Annotated in this window: 13 protein-coding genes; 7 read left to right on the forward strand and 6 right to left on the reverse strand. The window is 70.0% G+C overall.

Translation table 11 applies throughout. The annotated features are described in order from the left end of the window. Positions 1 to 8: 8 nt before the first annotated feature. A complete protein-coding gene (gene rfbA / locus EV380_RS01870) occupies positions 9 to 884 on the reverse strand; it encodes a glucose-1-phosphate thymidylyltransferase RfbA (RefSeq protein WP_130448934.1) in 876 nt (291 codons plus the stop codon). Positions 885 to 1,048: 164 nt separating this feature from the next. On the opposite strand from rfbA, the gene rfbB reads away from it, so the two are divergent. From rfbB to tsaE, 3 genes are all read left to right on the forward strand, one after another. Further along, a complete protein-coding gene (rfbB, locus tag EV380_RS01875) occupies positions 1,049 to 2,047 on the forward strand; it encodes a dTDP-glucose 4,6-dehydratase (protein ID WP_130448936.1) in 999 nt (332 codons plus the stop codon). A 67-nt stretch (positions 2,048 to 2,114) separates the two neighbouring features. After that, the gene (gene alr, locus EV380_RS16790; RefSeq protein ID WP_165391994.1) at positions 2,115 to 3,305 is read left to right on the forward strand and encodes an alanine racemase; all 1,191 of its coding nucleotides are present in this window, start codon (positions 2,115 to 2,117) and stop codon (positions 3,303 to 3,305) included. Beyond that, positions 3,298 to 3,831, forward strand: coding sequence for a tRNA (adenosine(37)-N6)-threonylcarbamoyltransferase complex ATPase subunit type 1 TsaE (tsaE, locus tag EV380_RS01885; RefSeq protein WP_423219015.1), 534 nt, complete (start codon positions 3,298 to 3,300; stop codon positions 3,829 to 3,831). Before alr ends, tsaE begins: the two co-directional genes overlap by 8 nt. 164 nt (positions 3,832 to 3,995) lie before the next feature. Here tsaE and EV380_RS01890 read toward each other — a convergent pair whose 3' ends face one another. Then, positions 3,996 to 4,415, reverse strand: coding sequence for a GNAT family N-acetyltransferase (locus tag EV380_RS01890; RefSeq protein ID WP_130448938.1), 420 nt, complete (start codon positions 4,413 to 4,415; stop codon positions 3,996 to 3,998). A gap of 56 nt (positions 4,416 to 4,471) precedes the next feature. On the opposite strand from EV380_RS01890, the gene EV380_RS01895 reads away from it, so the two are divergent. Further along, positions 4,472 to 5,224, forward strand: a complete 753-nt coding sequence (locus tag EV380_RS01895) for a metallophosphoesterase family protein (RefSeq protein WP_130448940.1) — start codon at positions 4,472 to 4,474, stop codon at positions 5,222 to 5,224. Positions 5,225 to 5,461: 237 nt separating this feature from the next. Here EV380_RS01895 and EV380_RS01900 read toward each other — a convergent pair whose 3' ends face one another. From EV380_RS01900 to EV380_RS01910, 3 genes are all read right to left on the reverse strand, one after another. Continuing rightward, entirely contained in the window at positions 5,462 to 12,037 is a 6,576-nt protein-coding gene (locus tag EV380_RS01900) for an N-acetylmuramoyl-L-alanine amidase (RefSeq protein ID WP_130448942.1), read from the reverse strand. A gap of 245 nt (positions 12,038 to 12,282) precedes the next feature. Beyond that, the gene (locus tag EV380_RS16705) at positions 12,283 to 13,875 is read right to left on the reverse strand and encodes a hypothetical protein (protein ID WP_130448944.1); all 1,593 of its coding nucleotides are present in this window, start codon (positions 13,873 to 13,875) and stop codon (positions 12,283 to 12,285) included. Between the two features lie 75 nt (positions 13,876 to 13,950). After that, positions 13,951 to 15,723 carry a sigma-70 family RNA polymerase sigma factor gene (locus EV380_RS01910; protein WP_130448946.1) on the reverse strand — a complete coding sequence of 591 codons (1,773 nt, stop codon included), beginning with the start codon at positions 15,721 to 15,723 and terminating at the stop codon, positions 13,951 to 13,953. A gap of 460 nt (positions 15,724 to 16,183) precedes the next feature. On the opposite strand from EV380_RS01910, the gene EV380_RS01915 reads away from it, so the two are divergent. From EV380_RS01915 to EV380_RS01925, 3 genes are all read left to right on the forward strand, one after another. Continuing rightward, positions 16,184 to 18,526 (forward strand): helix-turn-helix transcriptional regulator, encoded by a 2,343-nt coding sequence (locus EV380_RS01915; RefSeq protein WP_130448948.1) that lies wholly within the window; start codon positions 16,184 to 16,186, stop codon positions 18,524 to 18,526. A gap of 69 nt (positions 18,527 to 18,595) precedes the next feature. Further along, positions 18,596 to 19,000: a winged helix-turn-helix transcriptional regulator gene (locus tag EV380_RS01920; protein ID WP_207219275.1), complete on the forward strand. Its 405-nt coding sequence runs from the start codon at positions 18,596 to 18,598 to the stop codon at positions 18,998 to 19,000. Positions 19,001 to 19,127: 127 nt separating this feature from the next. Further along, positions 19,128 to 20,159: a zinc-binding alcohol dehydrogenase family protein gene (locus EV380_RS01925; RefSeq protein WP_242607465.1), complete on the forward strand. Its 1,032-nt coding sequence runs from the start codon at positions 19,128 to 19,130 to the stop codon at positions 20,157 to 20,159. A 52-nt stretch (positions 20,160 to 20,211) separates the two neighbouring features. Here the strand turns inward: EV380_RS01925 and EV380_RS01930 are convergent, their stop codons facing one another. Next, positions 20,212 to 21,267, reverse strand: coding sequence for a LacI family DNA-binding transcriptional regulator (locus EV380_RS01930; RefSeq protein ID WP_341272753.1), 1,056 nt, complete (start codon positions 21,265 to 21,267; stop codon positions 20,212 to 20,214).

The following is a 21,267-nucleotide window of genomic DNA, read 5'->3' on the forward strand; positions in this document are numbered from 1 at the left end:
CCTCGTCCTCAGCCGTTCCGACCGCGGACGACGAGCTCTTCCAGATACGCGCCGTACCCGCTCTTCGGCAGCAGCCGCGCCTGTGCCAGCAGCCCCTCGTCGTCGAGGTAGCCGCGCCGCCACGCGATCTCTTCCGGGCAGCCGACCTTGAGCCCCTGGCGGTGCTCCAGGGTCCTGATGAAGTTGGAGGCGTCGTTGAGGGAATCGAAGGTGCCTGTGTCCAGCCAGGCGGTGCCGCGCGGCATGAGGCGGACGGTCAGCTCGCCGTCGTCGAGATAGGTCTGGTTGAGATCGGTGATCTCCAGTTCGCCGCGGGCCGAGGGGCGCAGCTGCCGGGCGCGTTCGACGACGGAGTTGTCGTAGAAGTAGAGGCCCGGGATCGCGTAGTTGCTCTTGGGCGCGGCCGGCTTCTCCTCGAGGGACTTGGCGCGGTAGTCGCCGTCGAACTCGACGACGCCGTAGGCGGAGGGGTCCTTGACCCAGTAGCCGAAGATCGTCGCGCCGTGCACCGACTGCTGATCCTCGAGGCCCAGCCCGAGGCCGGGGCCGTACACCAGGTTGTCACCGAGCACGAGGGCGACGGAGTCGTCTCCGATGTGGTCCTCGCAGAGGAGGAACGCCTGGGCCAGGCCGTCGGGGGAGGGCTGGACGCGGTAGGTCAGGTTCACGCCGAACTGGCTGCCGTCACCCAGCAGCGTCCGGAACTGTTCCTGTTCGCGTGCCGTGGTGATGATCTCGATGTCCCGGATGTCCGCCAGCATGAGCGTGGACAGCGGGTAGTAGATCATCGGCTTGTCGTACACGGGCATGAGCTGCTTGCTGATGCCCAGTGTGATGGGGTGCAGGCGCGAGCCGGTGCCTCCGGCGAGGATGATGCCGCGCACTAGGCGACCAGCTGACGACGAGCCGTGCGTGAGACGACGCCGGCGGTCCCGGAACCTACACACCTTCGACGAAACGGGCCATGAAAAATCCGCATGCGACGTCCCCCTAAACAACGCTTGAGCTGACAGGCCTGCCGGACTTCGACGCCTGTAGGCTTCATTCTATGCATCAACTCTTAGTGACCGGCGGTGCCGGCTTCATCGGGGCGAACTTCGTCCGGTACCTCGTCGAGCACACCGACTACCGAATTGTCGTGCTCGACAAGCTGACCTACGCCGGAAACGAGGCATCTTTGGCGGGACTTCCCGCGAATCGTTGCTCGTTGGTCCGCGGGGACATCGCTGACGCACAGCTCGTGGACGGGCTCGTCGCCGAGGCCGACGCGATCGTGCATTTCGCTGCCGAGTCGCACAACGACAACTCCTTGCATTCTCCTGAGGTATTCGTACAGACGAACCTCGTCGGGACGTTCGTTCTGCTGGACGCGGCGCGGCGGCACGGCGTCCGCTTCCACCACGTCTCCACGGACGAGGTCTATGGGGACCTGGACCTTCACGACCCGGCCCGGTTCACGGAGGAGACGCCCTACAACCCCTCCAGCCCCTATTCGTCGACGAAGGCTGGCAGCGACCTGCTGGTGCGCGCGTGGGTCCGGTCGTTCGGGCTGCAGGCGACCATCAGCAACTGCTCTAACAACTACGGGCCGTACCAGCACGTCGAGAAGTTCATCCCGCGGCAGATCACCAACCTCATTGACGGTGTCCGTCCGAGGCTCTATGGCGCGGGAGCGAACGTCCGCGACTGGATCCACGTCGACGACCACTCCGCGGCCGTGCTCCGGATCCTCGAGGCCGGGCGCACGGGGGAGACGTACCTGATCGGCGCCAACGGCGAGAAGAACAATCTCGCCGTGGTGCGGTCCATCCTGGAGCTCATGGGGCGGAGCGCGGACGACTTCGACCACGTCGCGGACCGCCCGGGCCACGATCTGCGCTACGCGATCGACTCCACGAAGCTGCGCAACGAGCTGGGCTGGAAGCCTGTCTTCACCGAGTTCGAGGCGGGCCTGGAGGAGACGGTGCGCTGGTACCGGGACAACGAGTCCTGGTGGCGGCCGCTAAAGGCCGAGACCGAGGCGAAGTACGCCGCAGCCGGGCACTGAACCGGCGCCGGCGTCACGGACCCGCGCCGACGACCCGCCCTCCTGACACAATGGCTAGGTGACTTTCGTGAACGAACCGAGCGACGACGTCGTACTTGGCGTGCCCGACGACGAGACGCCGGCGCGGTGGGAGCGGCGGGCCGAGATCGACCTCTCCGCCATCCGGCACAACGTGCGGCGGGTGGCCGAGCTGGCCGCTCCGGCCAAGGTCATGGCGGTCGTGAAGGCCGACGCATACGGGCACGGCATGCTGCCGGTCGCCCGCGTCGCGCTCGAGGCCGGGGCCGCGTGGCTCGGCGTCGCGCACGTCGAGGAGGCGCTTCAGCTGCGCGCCGCCGGCATCACCGCCCCCGTGCTGGCGTGGCTGCACACGCCGGAAACGGACTTCGCCGCCGCGATCGACGCGGACATCGACCTGGGCGCGTCCGGCTGGGAGCTCGCGCAGGTGGCCGAGGCCGCCCGCGCCGGCCAGCACCCCGCGCGCGTGCACCTGAAGATCGACACCGGGCTGGGGCGCAACGGCGCGTCCGCGGACGCGTGGCAGTCCGTGCTCGACACGGCCGCGCACTATCAGGAGGACGGGCTGCTGCGCGTGGTCGGTGTGTGGACGCACCTGGCCGTCGCGGACGAGCCGGACCGGCCCGAGACCGACGAGCAGCTCGCCGCGTTCCGCGACGCCGTCGAACAGGCCGAGGCCGCCGGGTTCGACCTCGAGCTGCGGCACGCCGCCAACACGCCCGCGGCGCTGTCCCGCCCGGACGCGCACTTCGACCTGGTGCGGCTCGGGATCGGCATGTACGGGCTCAGCCCGTTCCGCGACCAGAGCTCCGAGGACCTGGGCCTGCGCCCCGCGATGCGCCTCATGGCGCGCATCGCCAACGCCAAGCGCATGCCCGCGGACCACGGCGTCTCCTACGGGCTCACCTACCGCACCGAGAGTACGACGACGCTGGCGCTGGTCCCGCTCGGGTACGCCGACGGGGTGCCCCGTGTGGCGGTCGAGGGGCCCGTCGAGATCGCCGGGAAGCGGTACGTCTCCTGCGGGCGGGTGGCGATGGACCAGTTTGTCGTGGATCTGGGGGAGACGCCTGTGGATGGCCTGGTGGGGGAGCCGGCTGTGCTGTTCGGCGACGGCGGGCCGTCCGCGGACGAGTGGGCCGAGGCCGCCGGGACCATCAACTACGAGATCGTCACGCGCGTCGGTGCCCGCGTCGGCCGCGCGTACGTGGAGGGCAGCTGGGGTGAGGCCGGTGACTGACACGCCGCTCTGGACGCGCGAGATCGAATCGATCGACGCCGAGACCACGCGGGCGCTCGCCGGGCGCATTGCCGCCGCGCTGCGCCCCGGCGACCTGATCCTGCTGTCCGGTGAGCTCGGCGCCGGCAAGACGACGTTCACCCAGGGGCTCGGCGAGGGGCTCGGGGTGCGCGGCGGGATCATCTCGCCGACGTTCGTGCTGGCGCGCGTGCACCCGGCGCTCGCCGACGGGCCGGACCTGGTGCACGTCGACGCGTACCGGCTGGGATCGCCGGGGGAGGTCGACGACATCGACTTGGAGTCCACGATGGCGTCCAGCGTGACAGTGATCGAGTGGGGCCAGGGCAAGGCCGAGCATCTGTCCGACTCGCGGTTGGAGATCCACCTCGAACGGGCCACGGGCGACGACGCCGGCGACGAGATCATCCTGGACTTCGAGGAGACGGACGAGGAAGACCCGCGGGTGTTGCGCGTCAGCGGCTACGGGCCGCGGTGGGCTGACCCATCGAGTGTGAACCTCGGCTGAGTCCACCTGCCACCGCATCGGTGTTGCCATAGCAGGACTCGTCGCTCTGTTCTGAGAGGTGAGGAGACGCCGGCCTGCAGTCGTATGCGCTGGCCGCCATCGAAGCGAGTTGTGTTCGCGGACTTCGGCGAACGGCACCAAAGTGTGCCGTTTTGCCGTGCCGCCTATGGTTGCATTCGAGCCAAGAATTGCGAGGGAACGGGCAATTCGGCGAATCCGTATTGCTCGTAGAGCCCGTGCGCATCCGCCGTCGCAAGGAGCGTGCGGCGCAACCCCAACGGTTCCAGATCGGCGACGACACCAGCTATCAGCGTTTTTCCAATGCCGAGGCCTCGTACTTCTGGGAGCACGAACACGTCGCAGAGCCAGGCGAACGTCACGCTGTCCGTGACGACGCGGGCGTAGGCGACTTGTTCGCCGGAGTCCTCGCGCCAAACCCCGTAATTGAGTGACGCGTCGATAGCTGCATCCTGGACCGATCGAGGCCGCCCGGCCGCCCAGTACGAGCTCTCACTTAACCATTGATGCACGAGTGCGCGGTCAATTTTGTGTCGTTCATTCGAGAAGAAGTAGCGAGTTGGCATGATTCATCGTATCCACAGGAGTCCCCGGCCGTAGGCGTAGCTGATAGGTTGATCTAGTGCGTATCGCGGCTATTTCTGATGTCCACGGCAATGTGTTTGCTCTTCAGGCGGTGCTCGAATCGATAGCCGTTGATGATGTCGACTTGATCGTAAACCTCGGCGACCATCTTTCGGGTGGTGTCGCGCCGGGCGCGACCGCCGATCTCTTGATGCGCACGCCCGCCGTCTCCATCAGGGGCAACCATGAACGGCAAGTTCTGGAGATGCCTCGTGAACAGATGGGGAAGTCAGATCTGCTGGCACTCGAGGAGATCAGCGACGACCATCGCCGATGGCTGGCCGCGCTTCCGGAGACGGCGGAAGTCGCTCCCGGTGTTCTTGCTTTCCACGGCACGCCGAAGAATGACCTGGAGTATCTGCTCGAGACTGTCACGCCACGCGGCGTGCGCCCGGCTACAACGGTCGAGGTGACACAACGGTTGGCCGGCTATCTCGACTACGAGTTGCTGTTGTGTGGTCACACGCACCTTCAGCGATCCCTTCGTCTGAGTGGTGGTCAGCTCATTGTCAATCCAGGAAGTGTCGGTTGGCCCGCGTACGACGATGACGCGCCGTTCCCGCATCTGATCGAAGCAGGCACTCCGCACGCCCGCTATGCGCTCGTTGACGATGCCACAGGGAACTGGAGAGTCGAGTTCCGGACGATTGAATATCCGTGGGCGGAAGCCGCCGCACTAGCCCGAAGGAACAAGCGTCCAGATGTCGAGCATGCTCTGTTGACTGGCCAGAACCTCTTGCACTCGCAGTGATCCGAATCGATTCGACGGTCGCCCGGTCCCACGAACACGGTGCAGCACTTCAGCGCAGCACAGCGGACCTAACGGTGAATCACCTGGTCTGCGTTTTGGAAGGGCCGTACTGTGGCGGTTCATCACAGTTGAGGGTGTCGCTCAGGTCCGTGGCCCGCAACTGTGAGTGAACTTCGGGACTGGCCCTGTTGTCCGTCCGTCGAAACCTAAGCTCAGCGCGGCCCTCCAAGCTCGAACTCAGATGGTCGCTGCGTGGTGCACCCGCTTGATCATCCGCGCCGTCTGGAAGTCGACGCTCATCCCCGTCGCTGCGTCCGCGTAGAACGCCGCGTCCGCGACCTCCCGTGCGCCCGTGAAGTAGCGGTACTTGAAGACCAGGACCGCCCGGCCGAGCGCCAGGCCGAACGGGTCGCCCGTCGCGTCGCCCGGGATCGCGTAGCCGATCTCGGTCAGGTCCGTCCGGATCTCGTCTACCGCCGTCTGGTAGCCAGCCGGCTGCGGGCCCGCGGCCGAGACGACGAACCCGGCGTCGGCGTACACACCGCCATAGATCGTCGTCGGATCGGCCGGCAGGGCGTCAGCCTCGGTGGCCGGTGTCATCGCGACGCCGGCGGCTTCGAGCCGCGGCCAGTCGAAGGTCCGCCCCGGATCGAGCAGCTTGCGGCCGAGGTGGCCGTTGGGGTGGGTGCCGACGTCGCCGTGCCCGACGACGTTGCGCAGCGGAATCGCGGGGTACCGCGCCCGGATGGAGGTCAGCAGGTCGATCAGGGCCTCGTACTGCTCGTCCAGATAGGGGTCCGTCTGGTGGATGACCTCGATGCCGATCGAGTAGTCGTTGGCGCCGGCCGTGCCGCGCCAGCTCGACGCTCCCGCGTGCCATGCCCGCGTCTCCTCGTCCGCCAGCTTGATCACGAGCCCCGGGTCCGTGGCCGTCGGACGGTCCCCGCGCGTGACCACGTAGTGCGGCGAGAGCCCGTTCGCGTTCACGAAGTGCGGGGGCAGGTCTGAGGTGCCGTTCGTGTGGTGCACCACGATGACGTCCGGCGTCGTGCCTGCCGGCCGGGAGTTCACGTTCGGCGATTCGATCCACAGCGGCCGCAGCGTCGCGGTGATCGTGTTGCCCGACAGCGTGACATTGTCGTTGCCCGTGATCCGGAACGACCCGTCGTCGTCCCGCACGAGCGTCGCGCGCTCCTCGAGGAAGATCCGGCTGACGCCAGCGTTGGCGGCCGAGGGGAAGTTCGCCCAGTCGGTCGGCACCGGCTCCGTCGGCTCGGGCGTGATGACCAGGCCCCAGCGCCCCGAGCCGTCCGACTCCAGCAGCCCGAGCGATCCCGCGCCCGTGCCGGTCAGCGAAACGTCCCGCGAGAAGATCGCGTTGACCACGCTGGCCTCGGCCGAGAGGTCCGTGTCGTCCGGCTTGAAGCGGTTCCGCACCCGGATCTGCAGCGGAGTGGTGCTGCTCCCACTCGGCGCCACAGACGACGACGGGGCGTTCTGCGGGTGGTAGAGGACCCGCCAGTGCGTGTAGTGCGCCAGTTGGGCCAGCTGGCCGCCGTTGAACTGGGCGTTCAGGTCCGTGACCGAGAGCTGGGAGGCCAGCCCGGTGTTCACCGGGTTGAACACTGTGGGATCGCCGTCGAAGGTCGTGCCGGTGTCCCACGGGTCGAGGATGTCCAGCTGCGTGCCGTCCGCGGTCCCGTCGCCGCTGATGCCGCGGACGATGATCGCGTGCGACGGCGTCCCATCGATCGTCACGTACAGCGGCCCGTTCGCGACGAGCCACGCATGCCACTGCTCGGCGTCCGGGTACTGCTGGCCCGAGAGCGCGATGTCCCGCAGGCCGAGGTAGTCGGCCACGTCCTGCAGGCGGTCCCAGCCGTAGGACTGCTCGAGGCTGTAGCCCACCTCGTCCGCGAGCGCGGCGGCCGAGAGCACGACGCTGGCCTGCTCTGCCTGCGAACGCCGGTAGCTCTCCAGCATCGCCATCGACGCCGCCCAGCACGCGGTTTTGTTCGGCTGCGCCACGAGCGGGACGTCGTAGTACACGGGAGCGAACGACGACGTCGTGCCCGAGGGCCGCACCTCCAGCGTTTCGTTGGTCCCCGACGGGTCCACCCGCGTCGCCGAAACGGAGTGCCCGGCCTCCGCCGCGTCGATCGCGGCATTCGTCAGCGACGGGTCCTGACGTGTGGCCCGGCGCTGCTCGGCCGAGGCGCGGCTGCCGCCGTCGATCATCTGCCCGAGGTGGTCGCGCACGAGCTGCTGGTAGTCGTTCTCCGGCAGCGCACCGGCGTCGCGCGCCTGCTCGAGGGACTGCATGATGCCGCGGCTGTTCTCCGCGTTGGTCTCCTGCATCGCCATGCCCTTGGCCATCTCCGCGAAGGCGCGCGCGTTCTCCTGGTTGGAGAGATAGGTGCGGATCGCGTTCTCCTGGTTGCCGGCCAGGCCCGTGATGTCGCGGAAGGCCTCGGCGTTGGTGAGCGCGTCGCTGAGCCCGGCGAGCCCGGCACCCGGCGCCGGGGCGTCCCTCGGCGTCTGCATCGCGACGAGCGGCTGGGAGAACTGCGCCCAGATCGCCTTCCAGTCCGCGCGGGCCGGGGTCGGCGTGGACACCGGATTGATTGCCGTCGGCTCGTCCGTGCGGAACTCGTCCCAGTCCTGCGAGGAGTTCTCCTTGACGTCCTCACACGAGTCGCAGACGCCCATGACCGCCTCCGAGTAGACGCCCCGCGTCGGCACGCTCAGGCGGTACGGCGGCAGCGGGGTCAGCGGCTGGTAACGCTTCATCAGGATCTCGGCGTAGTCGACCTCCTCCTGCTCCTCGCCCGTTCCCTCCGCCGCGACGGCGAGGCCGCGGTCCACGTGGAAGCCGTCGGCGACGGGGAAGACCATCGAGTTGCCGACGACCGTCAGGAGCTCGTTCTTGACCACCGAGGCGAGGCTGCGCTCGCCGTCGGAGGCGCCTTCCGGGGTGAAGGTCTCGATGTTGAACCCGTCGAGGAGCATGTGGCGGCGGCCCTCGTCGAGCTCGCGCCAGAGGACCCGGTTGTAGTACTCGATGTTGGAGTTGAGGTGCTCGATCAGCTCCTGCGCCAGGTAGTAATCCTCCTTGCGCGGGTTGCGCTTGTCGTTGGAGTTCAGCGGGATCGGGATCCGCACGCCGTCGAGCAGGTCGTCGCCGAGGGAGGCCCGGATGATCGGGCCGGAGAAGTGATCCGTCCGGTAGCTCAGGTCCAGGTGCTGGGCGGTCACCGTCACGAAGCTGTGCAGCGCGCGCAGGTCCGGGTCCGTGCAGACCATGCGCAGCTCGTCCGCGAGATCCGCGCGACTGCCGCCCGTTGCGCCGGTGCGCAGGCGGATCGTCATGTCCCGGCGCCCGCCGTGGTACTCGGCCGTCTTGGTGACGTCGAGGGCCGGCAGCCCGCTGCCGGAGAAGTCGCCCAGGAACCGCAGCGATTCCGTGAGCTTCGTGTAGAGCTGCGGCGCGATGTCCCGCTCGAAGATCTCGTCCCACTCCGCGATCAGGCGGTCCTGGAAGTACTCCTCGAGCAGGTCCTCTGCGGACGCCCGGCCGAGGACCTCGGCGTAGGCCTCCCAGCGCTCGCGGTCGGTCTGGTTGCCGAAGAAGTCCAGCGGGTCGACGTCGGCCGGGGTGTCCGGCAGGCGCCACGGCCGGAAGTTCGTGACGCGGATCGACTGGGCGGGCGGGACCCGTTCGAAGTTGGCGTCCAGAGTCAGGAAGTGATCGGAGACGTCCAGGTGGGCCTCCACCTCCCGCTCCCGCGTCTCGAGGCCGAGCAGGTGGCCCGCCGGGCCGAGGAACATGCCGCCGATGAAGGCCTTGAACGCGTTGACGCCGCCCTCGCGCACGGTCTCGGTGATCAACGGCAGGGACTTGATCCGGTCCGCGCGGGTGCGCGGGCGCGGGAACTGGACGCGGAGCCGAGCGCTGCCGGTGACCGAGACGATCGCGTCGTCAGCGTATCGGCGGTCGGGGAAGTCCACCCGTCCGTAGTCGGTGCGACGGCGTTCGACGGCGTCGAACGCTCCGACTAGCGGGTGGCGGCGGCTCCCCAGCAGCCGGAAGACCGGGAGGTACGTGTTCGACGGCTTCGCCAGCAGGTTCGGCGCCAGCACGTCCTTCCACTTCGAGATGTTCCCCGGCGTGAACTCGGTCAGCTGCAGGGGGATGAACAGGCACTCCTGCACGCCCGTGAGCTCCTGGGAGATCGCGTAGTGCCGCAGGACCTCGAAGTACATCATGGTCATCGAGTGGCAGTGGTTGTGGTTCGCGACGACCTCGGTGGTGACGGCGTACTCCTGACCGTCCTTGACCGTCGTGACCACGGAGGCGTTGAGCCGCCGGTAGCTCTCCGCGTTCTGGGTCAGGGACTGCCGCAGCTTCTCGCCGAAGTGCTGGGCGATGTTGCGGGCGCCGGACTGGCTCGCCGAGGACTTGGAGTTCGAGTAGCCGCCGGCGACGCCGAGGGACCCGCCGATCGGCCCCATGGACCCGCCGAGCCCGAGGCCCGCGCTGATGCCGGCCGTGCTCGCGTTGCTGCGGCCGCTGATGTCCTCGTTGATCGACCCGCCGAGCTGATCCGTGATGAAGCGGTCGTCCATGAGGTCGGCGGCCAGCCGCTCACTCTGCTCGATCTCCTGGCTCTCGCTGGCCTCGAGGGAGTTGGCCATGTCGTAGGAGACGATCTGCTTCTTCTGCCCCGGAGCGAGCGGCAGCGAGTAGACGAGGTCGCCCAGCGAGTACCCGTCTGCTTTGAAGACCGAACGGTAGAACAGGACGTGCCCCGTGGCGACGGTCAGCGACTGGTAGAAGTTCAGCTCCGTGCCGGAGTCCGGGGAGTCCTGCCAGCGGATCGGGTTGGTGCGACCCACGGGGTGCCGCTCACGGATGGAGCTCGTGGGCTCGGCCGGCTCGCGGGGCCACAGCGGGTACACGAGCGGGCGGCCCCAGATGAACCCCGGGAGGGCGGGGGCGCCGTCGTTCGCGTCCGTGACGAGCTCGTAGTGGTCGTCGGCGCGGAACCCGGACCCGGCGCGCTTGCGCAGCGCGTAGCGCTCGATCTCGGGGTCCGACGTCCGCACGATCGCGTTGTAGGTGAACTCGCGCAGGGCGCGGTTCGGGGTTGTGACGTTCACGCACCCGCCGCCCAGGTCTTGCGAGTACTCGCCCGAGGCGATCAGGTCGGCCTGATCGGGCAGGCGGCCGGGGGCGTGCGCGCAGCCGCCGCAGCCGGAACCGCCGCCGCAGCCGGCCCCGCCCTCGCAGCCGCAGTCCTTGTCGCCGGACTCGGCGGGCGTGAGCAGAATGTAGATGAAGTCGTCGGCCAGCGTCGCGTCCGGCCCGCCGTCGCCGATGATCCGCAGATCGACGGGGGAGTCCGGGCCGACCGAGACCAGCGCCTGGGCCGCGGAGTACCGGCCGTGTGGGTAGGGCAGCGAGAAGAAGCCCTCGCCCGTGGTCTCCGCCGAGGCGATGATGCGCCATGGGGCGTCCTCCGCGCCGCCCTCGTCGCGGGCCTGCACGATCACCGTGAGCCCGGAGACCTGCTGCGCGGAATTCACCGCGACGACCTTGCCGCGCAGCTTCCGGTCCGCGCTCGGCCGCGGTCCCGACGGCCCCGTGCCCGGACCGTCGGGCAGGCGCAGGTCGAGGGAGATCTCCAGTTGCTGGAGGTCGGGATCGTCGACCTCGTAGCGTTCGCTCCACATGACGCGCCCGTCGAACCCCGTCACGCGTACCGCGACCGGACCCCGCGCGCTGGAGCGCAGGACCGGGTCTTTGCGCTGGAGCGTGAAGGGCGCGGGCAGGGCGACTGGATCCTCAAGGGAAGAGTAGGCGACGTCCAGGGAGACGGAGCGCTCCCCGCCGTCGAGACCCGTGACCGGGACGTCGGCCGTCACGCGGTGGAGGCCGAGCTCCGAACGGCTGATCGGGAGGCCGTCGGGATGCCGCAGGGCGAACGTGCCCGCGGCCGTGATGGGTGTCGAATCGGGGACTTCGACCGGGAACCTGGTCAGCAGGTCCCATTCACGCACGACGTCGCGGACGACGTCCACGTTCAGCTTGCGGGCCTCGGCGTAGGAGGCGAGCTGATCGTCCGTGAGGTTCTCCGGGCGGTTGCTCGTGGAACTGAAGACGCCCAAGTCGCGGATGATCGGCAGCAGATAGCCGTCGGAGGTGCCGGGGCTCGCGGGGTGCGACGCCGCGAATTCCCGGTAGGCCGGGGCGTTGATCAGGAATAGGCTCAGCGCCGCGGGGAGGTTCGCGCGCGCGGAGGCGTCGTGCATGAGGGTGTCGCGGCCCGCCGAATCGAGCTGCGGGTCGCCGACCTCCGGACGGATCAGGTGCGACGACGGCGAGCCGGGCCGGGCGATCTGGTCGAAGTAGAACAGGGCGTCCAGCCGGCCGCTTGCGAGGACGAGCCGGCTCGCGTCGGCCACCTGATAGGGAATCTCGAGCGTCAGGTCGTCCCAGGCGACGGAGGAGAGCCAGCGCGCCGCCAGGGCCCAGTCGTCGCCGAGGACCGACTCGGCGGGGACCTGCGCCCGGAACGGGCCGCTGCCCTCCACCTGGAGATCGGTGGGAGTGTTCCCGGCGGGCACGCGGTTGACGGGGAAGAACGGGTGGGGCGAGGAGGACGGATCCTTCTGGTCGCCGGCGGTCGAAACGAATTTGTGGCGCGGGATGGCCAGCCGCAACGTGAGGGGTGTGTCGGTGAGGGCGGAGTCGAGGTCGCCTGTCAGCGCCGCGGCCAGTGCTCCGATCGGAAACGAATGTTCTTCTGGCATTGCCGGCCCCCTGAGTCAAAAGTTGAGCAGTATACAGCAACTTCAGCGCACTCTTTTGAGTTTTCTCAAGATTCTGCAAACTGTCAATCGAAAGCGATGACTCAGATGGGGGTGCTTAGAGGGCGCGGTTCGAAGAACTCTCTGGTTACCTTCGCGTATCACGCGTGTTTGCTGGCCGCAGGCCGGGTCTGGAACGAGGACTGACGGCGCGTTCCCTGGCGCGGGCCGTGCGATCTCGCCGCGTTTTAGAGGCAGACCTTGATGCCGAGCAGGTCGATAATGCAGTCCCGCTCCGGCGTCTGCGTAGGCGATGGTTTGGGAGTCGGTGTGCGCGTCGGCGTTGGCGAGGGTTTGGGCGCAGGCTTGTAGGTCGGCGTCGGTGTGGGCGACGGCTTCGGGGCCGGCTTGAAGGTGGGCGTCGGCGAGGGCGCGGGCTTGTACGTCTTCGTCGGGGAGGGCGACGGCTTGGGGGCCGGCTTGTAGGTCGGTGCCGAGGAGGTCTTCGGCGTCGGCCGTGGCGCGACCGGCGGGGCGGCAGGGCGGGACGACGGCACCTGCTGCTGGTCCGGTCGCGGATTCGGCGCGATGCCGGGACGCTCGGAAGGGGCGACCACAGAGGGCCCGGGCCTTCCGCCGTCGGGCCTGGCACCCTGGCTGGGCCGGTCGGAAGACCGACCCGGCGCATTGTCGCGGTTCCCGGTGGCCTCGACGTGACGCTCCGCATCGGGGGAGTCTGCGGCAGACTCGTCGTCCCGATGGGCACTGTCAGAATCGGTCGGCGCGTGGTCGGAGTCCTCCGTGCCGGGGTCGTCTGCGTCTTGCCGCTCGGGTGAGGCCGTCTGGCCGGCGTCTCCACCCGCGCGCGGCTGCGTGTCGGCACCCGGACCAGGCTGCAGTGCCTCGGCGTCCGATGCGCTGGCCGCCGTCGCCATCCGCTTGTCAGCGGGGGAGCCGAGGAACACCGTCGCAGCCAGTGCGCCCGAGCCGAGAACGAGGGCGGCAGTGACGGCGACCCCGGCCCCGACGAGCACCGCCGAACGACGGGCCGGCGCCGCGGAGACCAGCGGTGCCACCGGCGCGGCGGCGGGTGCCCCGAGGAAGAGGGGTGCGACCAGCTGCGCGACGGCACCCTCGACGTCGTCGAGATGCGCGAGGACCGACCGGCAGGACGCGCACGACGGCGTGTGGTCCTCGAAGCGGTGCAGCGCTCGCCGGCCGAGACTCCCGCGGACGTAGGCCGCCAGATCCGACGCCTGGGCGCAGTCCTTTAGCTCGGTGCGCGACTCGTGAGCGGCGAGGACGGACGTCCGCAGATCCTCGCGGGCGCACAACGCGAGAGCGTCCACCGATTCGGCCGAGCCGCCCAGCAGCGCGGCGATGTCGGCAGGGGCCTCCCCGTCGACCGCGCGGTGCCAGAGCAGCGCCTGCCAGTGTTCGGGCAGTTGCAGGAACGCGCCGGCGAACACCTGCGATTCCTCGGTCTCCACGCTTGTGTCGGCGTGCTCGGTGCCCGGCGCGAAGAGCGGGATCGGGCCGATGTCCGCTGCCAGGGCCGCGTCCAGATCGGCCGCGTGCGCCAGGCGACAGACGAGCGCCAGGAGGTAGGGGCGGAACGCCTCGACGGGGCCGAAGCCCGCGCGCAGCGTGTCGCGCATTCGGGTCACAGCCGCCGCGACGACGTCGTCCGCGCGGTCGGAAAACCCGCCGGTGCGGAGGGCGGCCGTGTCCCGCGCGGCATCGCGGTGCCGGGCGACGAGGGCGGAATACGCCGCGTCGTCGCCGGAGCGGGCCAGGCCGATGAGTTCGGCGTCGGAGCCCGTGGTCTCGGCAGGCGTCACGGAGGTCCCTCTCATCTCGGCGCAGGTTCAATCGCGCCGTGCGGGGTTCGACGTGTCGACGCGTGACTTCGAATCCTACAGATGCGTGAGCTGCGTCGCTCTTTCATGTCGGCCGTCGACGAGGAAGGGGAAGGCTTCCCAGGTCACCGTTTCCGTGAGTGCGACGGGCTCAGCCTCGCTGCTCGCCGCGCGGTCCGCGCCGAACGCGTCGCACCAGGGCCACCACGGCCACGGGTGGCACGGGTCGGGGTCCGGCGTGTCCGTGGGTTCCGGCGTCGGCTCGACGGTGGGTTCGGGCGTCGGTTCGGGGGTGGGGTCGACGGTGGGTTCCGGTGTCGGTTCGGGGGTGGGCTCGACGGTGGGTTCGGGCGTCGGTTCGGGGGTGGGGTCGACGGTCGGTTCGGGGGTGGGGTCGACGGTCGGTTCCGGTGTCGGTTCAGGGGTCGGGTCGACGGTGGGTTCCGGTGTCGGTTCGGGGGTGGGGTCGACGGTGGGTTCCGGGCTCGGTTCGACCGTGGGCTCCGGCTCGGGCTCCGGTGTAGGTTTCGGCGTCGGGCTCGGTTCCCGCGTCGGTTCCAGGGACGGCGTCGCTTCCGCTTCCGGTTCGGGTGTCTGCGTCGGTGCCGCGCTCGCCGGCGCAGACGAAGGCGCGGGGGCGGGGGCCGGTGCGGGAGCTGGCGGGACGATGACCGGTGCGGGCGCTGGAGCCGGTGCCGGGGCGGCTCCGGCCGGCGTCTCCACCGGGGCCTCCGCGGGCTCGGTTTCGGGCGCCGCGGACTCCTTCACCGGCGCGGGCGACGCCTTCGACGTGGACGCGGTGGAGGCGGTAGAGGCAGCGCCCACCGGATCTTCCTGCGCGGGCGCGCTGGACGCCGCCGGGGCGGGTGCCTGCGCGGCGGTGGGCTCGTCGTTCATGAGAGTGCTCGCGATGGCGCTGGCGCCCAGCACGACGGCGGCCGCGGCCACGACGCCGCCGGCCGTCGTCGCCATCGTCTGCCACAGTGGCTTCGGCACCGATGCCGCGCCGGCGAGCCCGGCAGTGCCCACCGCCGCCGCGCCGGTCGGCGCGACCCAGCCGAATAGCGCCGCGGCGCCCGCGCCGAGGAACAGGGGAGCGATGACGCCGTGCATGGCCGAGCCGACGTCCTCCAGGTGCCCGAGCGCGCTGAAGCACGGCCTGCACGTCTCGAGGTGCTTCTGGAACTGCTGCCGGCGGCGCGTCGAGAGGGTGCCCCGCACGTACTTCGGGAACTGGTCTGCCTTCGAACACGCCTGACGGGTCTCGGCACTCAAGTGCGCCTGCAGGTACGCGGCGCGCAGGCCCTCGCGGGCGCGGACGGCCAGGGCGGAGATCGCGTTGGGGGAGGCGCCGAGCATCGGCGCGACGTCGGAGGGCTTGGCGCCCTCGAGCTCCAGGTGCCACAGGACGGCCTGCCACTGCTCCGGCAGGGAGCGGAAGGCGCGGCCGAGGACGTCGGACTCGAACTCGTCCATCACGGGGTCCGCGTAGTCGCCGCCGGCCTCGAAGAGCTCGATCGAATCCGTGTTGAGCTCCCGGGCGGACTTCTTCATCGCCGCGATCGCGGTGCGCGAAACCACGGTCATGAGGTACGGGCGGAACGCCTCGTCGGGGCCGCCGCCGCGGCGCAGGGTCTGCAACATCGAGGAGAAGGCATCGGAGACGACGTCGTCAGCCTCCACCGTGCTGGCAGCGCTGAGGCGCCACTTGGCGGTCTTCACGGCGGCTTCGCGGTGGCGGGAATAGAGGTCGGCAAAGGCCTGGTGGTCGCCTTCGCGCACGGCAGCGATCAGCTCGGCGTCCGAGCGGGTCTCCTCCGCAACCTTCATTCTCTACCTCTCCGGGGGTGATGGGCTCGCCAACAGCTGGTGCCTGCGCGCGAACGCCCATCATGACGTGAGAACCTGAAAAATTACGCACAATCCATCGCCGGGGGTGCTGCCCCGCCCGTGAACCAGCCACCGGAGACACCTCCGTCACTCGCAGAATACCAATGAACACGGGTGTTCTGAAGGGGTAGTGCGGCGGCGGAGGGGCCGAGGAAGAGGGCTCCGCGCCGCCGCCGGAAGCTCAAGAAAAGCCAAGGCGACGGGGGCTTCGTGACGTTCCTGACCCGGGCGTCCACCCTGCGTTCACGCGGCGGACCCTCAGGCCGGACCTCTAGTATTGGAACGATGTATCGTGGTGCGCTGGTGAATATGGAGGGTGGTTTGTCTCCCGCCGGCGGGAGACCCCTGTGGGGACGACGGCGCCAACGGACGACGGAACAAACGGATTGGGGAGTCTGAGGTGAGCGAGCTGCCAGCACGGCCTGAGCTGCCGGTGTGGCCACGCCTTGCGGAGCGGCTCCTGTCCTCCTGCCTCATCGGCGTCCGCGGCCCCTCCGGGATCGGCCGGCGCGACGTCGCTGCCGCCTGGGCAGCCCAGCGCTCCCGCGAGACCGGCGGCCCGGTCGTCACGCTGGGGCCGGCGGAATTCTTCGGCGATCCCGCGGAAGCGTCCGACGCGCTGCGCCGCGCGATCGCCGCCGCGCGCGCGGCGCAAGCCGGCGTCAGCATCGCCGTCGTACTGTCTCCGCATCCCGCCGTCGGCGACGTCATCCGGGAACTCGGCGGCGTGGTCTCCGGCCCGCGCGACCTGCTGCTCACGCGCGACGAAGCCCGCGAGACGACCCGCCGTGCCTATCCCGCCGGCGCCGAAATGGAGTTCGAGGCGTGGTTTTCCGCCGCGTGGCCCGTGGTCGGCGGGTGGCTGCGCGGTTACGACATCCTGCTCGCGCGCGGCGGCGACCCGGCCGAATCGGCCAAGCACCTGCAGTCCGCCGTCGACGACGCGTGGCTGCCGTGGATCTCCGCGCAGCCCGCCGCGGACGTGCTGACGCGGATCGGGCAGTTCCCCCTCGCAACGGAGGAGGCGCTCGCCCAGACCGAGTCGGGAACGCTCGTGCTCGGACTCGACGCGGCCCGGCGGGCGGGGATCGTCCAGGGCGACCGGGTTCCGCAGGCCGTGCGCCGGGCGTGCAGCTCCGCCCTCTACCAGCGCGACCCGAACGCGGCGCGGGCGGCCGTCCGGGAGACGGCACGGGCCCTCTTCGGCGCTGGCGAATACGCCGAAGGCGTCCGCACGGCGCTGGACGCGGGCGAGTGGGAGACCCTCGTGCCGCTGCTGCTCGCCGGATGGGCGCGGCTGCTCAACGACGACCAGGCCCTGCTGATCCGCGCCTTCCGCTCCGTGCCCCGGCACGTGGCCCGCGGGTACCCCGTGGTGCGCGCCGGGCAGGTGCTGCTGGACCCGCACGAGCTCAACACCGCGCTGCCCGTAACGAGCGAGCCGGACGAGTCCGAGATCATCGCCGAGCTGCGCGCCGAACACCGCTCTTCCCGCAGCCGGCAGCGCCCGCTCGCGCTCACGACCGCCACGGGCCTGATGATCTACGAGCGCCGGCTGGGCCTGTACGACGACGCCTACGCCACCGCCACCGACACGCTCCGGATCAGCTCGGTCGCCTCTAACGACGTCGGGCCCTCAGTGCACGCGATCGCGGGGTTCGAGATCGGGCTGACATCGCTGCTGGCCGACGACATTCCCCAGTCCTTCGCGGGCTACGAGCTGTCGCAGAGCCGCGCCCGGCGCGTGCCGCACTGGGACGCGCTCAAGGTCTCCAGCGGCGGGCTGGCGGTCCTGCACGCGCTCCGCGGGGACCTGCGGGCCGCGACCGAGTGGATCGAGCGCGGCCGCGAGGTCGTCGCCGCGCACGGCCGGCACACGCGCGCCGAGGGCGCGCTGACTGTCGCCGCGGCTCTGACCGCGATCGAGCAGTTCGACCTCGACGGCGCCCGGCGCGAGTTGGCCGCGCTGCCCGAATTCCCCGACAACTCCGACAAGTGGCCGTTGCACCTCCTGGCCCTGGGCCGGCTCGCCCTCCTCGAGGGGCGCACGGGCGACATCGACCACATGCTCGAACGCGCCGTCGTCGACCGGTCCGTCGCCGCCGGCAGCCCCATCGCCGTGCGCCTGACCGCCGTGCTGCGCGCGGAGACCGAGCTGACCCGGCAGCGGCCCCGCGAGGCCCTCCGGATCGCCGAGACGCGCCTCGGCGACACGGTCGACGGGCTCGTCTACCGGGCGTGGGCGACGATCAGTCTCGGCGGCATCGCCGACGGCCGCGGGCTGGCCCGGCGCGCGCTCGCGCTCGACCCGCCCCCGCGCGAACGCAAGATCGCCGGCGGCCTGCTGGCCGCCACGGGCAAGGAGGAGGACGACGACGTCGCCGCGTTCGTCGCCGACTACCCGGCACCGCCGCACTCGCTGATCGGGCTGGCGCCGCTGTGGCAGGTCCCGGAACGGCGCGAGGAGGTGCGCCAGCTGGGCATCCTGCCCAGGATCGATCTGGACCGGCTCGACAGCGTGGGGTTCCGGCCGTTTCCCGGGCTGGACGAGCGGCCGCGGTTGACCCCGCGCGAACGCGACATCCTGGACTGTCTGAAGCGCGGGCTGACGCGGAAGGAGACGGCCGAGAAGCTCTTCGTCTCCGACAACACCGTCAAGTCTCAGACGTCCTCGCTCTACGCGAAGCTGGGGGTGTCCTCGCGGTCCGAGGCGATGGCCGCGGCGAACCGCTGGGGCCTGTAGCCTCCGCGTCGCCGCACTGTACTATCCCTAGGGAAGTAATTTGACGGCGAAGGCGATGGAGGACGGATCATGGCGGCGAATGATGCGACGGGCACGACGGCGGGTGCCGAGGTCATGCGCGGGAACGTGTACTCCGCGCAGTGCCCCTGCCGCGATCTGCTGGGCGTGATCGCCAACAAGTGGGCCGCGATGGCCATCGGCGCGCTCGCCGACGGGGCACTGCGCTTCGGCGAGCTGCAGGCCCGGCTCGAAGGCGTCTCGCCCAAGGTCCTGACGGCCACGCTACGCCGGCTGGAGGGATTCGGCCTGGTCCACCGCGAGGTCTATCCCGCCGTGCCGCTGCACGTCGAGTACTCGTTGACCGAGATCGGGCACGGCGCCGTCGGTCCGATGTTCGCCCTGCGCGACTGGGCCGAGTCGCAGTACGCGGTTGCCCGCGATCACGCCGACCGGGTCGACGTCGGCGCATCCTGACTTGTCGAGTCATACTATCCAATGGGTAGCAGGCTCCCTTGCGGGTAACCAGTACCCGTAGGTTACTTTCGTGGTGGTCCGGCGCCGAAGGCGTGCCGGCGACCTGCGAAGAGGAGCGTGTCCAACCATGACCGTGCAAATCAATCCCACCACCGAAACCATGAGCGCCGTCGTCACCCGCGCCGGAGGATCCATCGATGGGCCTGGCAGCCTCGTCGACTCCGTGATCCCCGCACCCGGGCGGCCCGCGGGGCGAGACCTGCTCGTGCGGATCTCGGCTGTATCGGTCAATCCCGTGGACGTGAAGGTCCGCGCCTCCGGCGGCGGCGACGCCGAGCGCGTGCTCGGCTGGGACGCCTCGGGCACGGTGGTGGCCGTCGGCGAGGACGCGACGCTCTTCGAGCCGGGCGACGAGGTGTACTACGCCGGGGCCCTCACTCGACCCGGCTCCTACGCGGAGCAGCAGCTCGTGGATGAGCGCATCGTCGGCCGCAAGCCGGCCTCGCTGACCCACGCGGAGGCCGCGGCCCTGCCCTTGACCGCCATCACCGCGTGGGAGTCGCTTTTCGACAAGCTCCGCCTGGACGCGTCCTCCACCGGAACGCTCCTGGTCCTCGGGGCCGCCGGCGGCGTCGGATCGATCCTCATCCAGCTGGCCAAGGCGCTCACCGGCGTCCGGGTCATCGCGAGCGCGTCCCGTGCCGAGTCGCGGGGCTGGGTCGAGGCAATGGGCGCGGACGCCGTCGTCGACCACTCTGCGGACGACCTGGCCGCGCAGATCCTCGCGCTCGCTCCCGAAGGGGTGGACTACGTGTTCACGCCGCAGAGCGCCGGCCGCATGGACCTCTTCGCCGAGGTCACGCGGCCCTTCGGGGAGATCGTCGGGATCGACGATCCGAGCGACCTCGATCTGATGGCGCTCAAGGGCAAGGCCCTGACCTGGCACTGGGAGATGATGTTCGCCCGGTCCCTGCACGGCTACGATCCGATCGCGCAGCACCGGCTGCTCGACCGCGTCGCCGAACTCGTCGACGCCGACGTGCTGCGCACGACGCTGACGAAGACGCTCACCCCGATCGACGCCGACACGCTGCGGGAGGCGCACCGGCTCGTCGAGACCGGACGCGTGGTGGGGAAGATCGTCGTCGCGGAGGGGTAGGCGGGGGCGGGCGGACCTCAAGGCCTGGTCAACGCTCGCCCCGCGCGGGGCGTCAGCGGACTCGGGTGCTGTCGCGTTCGACGAGCTCGGGGAAGAACACCACGGGAGCTGGCTTCTCCGGGAGTGCAGCTTCGTCGTCGAGAAGCCCCAGCAATCGCTCGACGGCGGACGAAGCCATCTCGACCACCGGGTTGCGCACCGTGCTGAGCGGGGGAGAGGCGTTGGCCGCGCCGCCCAGATCATCGAAGCCGATCACGGCGACGTCCCCGGGGACAGACTTTCCGTGGTCCCTCAGGGCGGCGAGCGCACCCACGGCCATGAGGTCGGAGGCGGCGAAGACGGCGTCGATTTCCGGCTCGATGCGCAGGAGACGATCCATGGCCTCCTGCCCCGACGCTGTGGTGAAGTCCCCCTGGCCGTAGAGATCCGACGGAAGACCGGCGGCTTGGAGGGCGGCGCGCCACCCGCTGGCACGGTCCTTTCCCGCCGTCATGTCCTGCGGGCCGGCGATGTGGGCGATCCGGCGGCGCCCGAGGCTGATCAAGTGCTCAGTCCCCAAGCGCCCTCCGGCCACACTGTCGACGTCGGTGTAGTGCAGGCTGTCTTCATCGTGGGACGGTCGCCCCACGAAGACCGCCGGGAGGCGAGACCCGAGGACGGCATCTTCCAGTCTGTCCCTGCGGTGGTGGGAGACGATGACTGCGCCGTCCACCTGCCCGCTGTGCAGGTAGGTGCCGATCCGTGCTCCGGACTCGTCCGGGCGGGCGATGAGCAGGACCAGTTGTTTGTTGGACGGGCCGAGTGCAGCACTGATCCCGCGCAGTGTGGCCCCGATGAACGGATCGGAGAGGACGCGCTCGTCGGGTTCCGGAATCACCAGGGCGATGGAATCCGTGCGGCGGGTGACCAAGGAACGGGCAGCGCGGTTCGGGCTGTAACCCAGGACCTTCGCCGCCGCGTCGACCGCCGACTGGGCGGCGGGGGAGACCCGCAAACCGCCGTTGAGCGCGCGGGACGCGGTCGACCGGGAGACCCCGGCTGCCGCCGCGACCTCGTCGAGCGTTGGGGGCGATTCCGCCGCGAGCGGATGCCGGTCTGAACTCTTCAC

Origin of the sequence: Zhihengliuella halotolerans, assembly GCF_004217565.1 — a bacterium.
Taxonomy (GTDB): domain Bacteria; phylum Actinomycetota; class Actinomycetes; order Actinomycetales; family Micrococcaceae; genus Zhihengliuella; species Zhihengliuella halotolerans.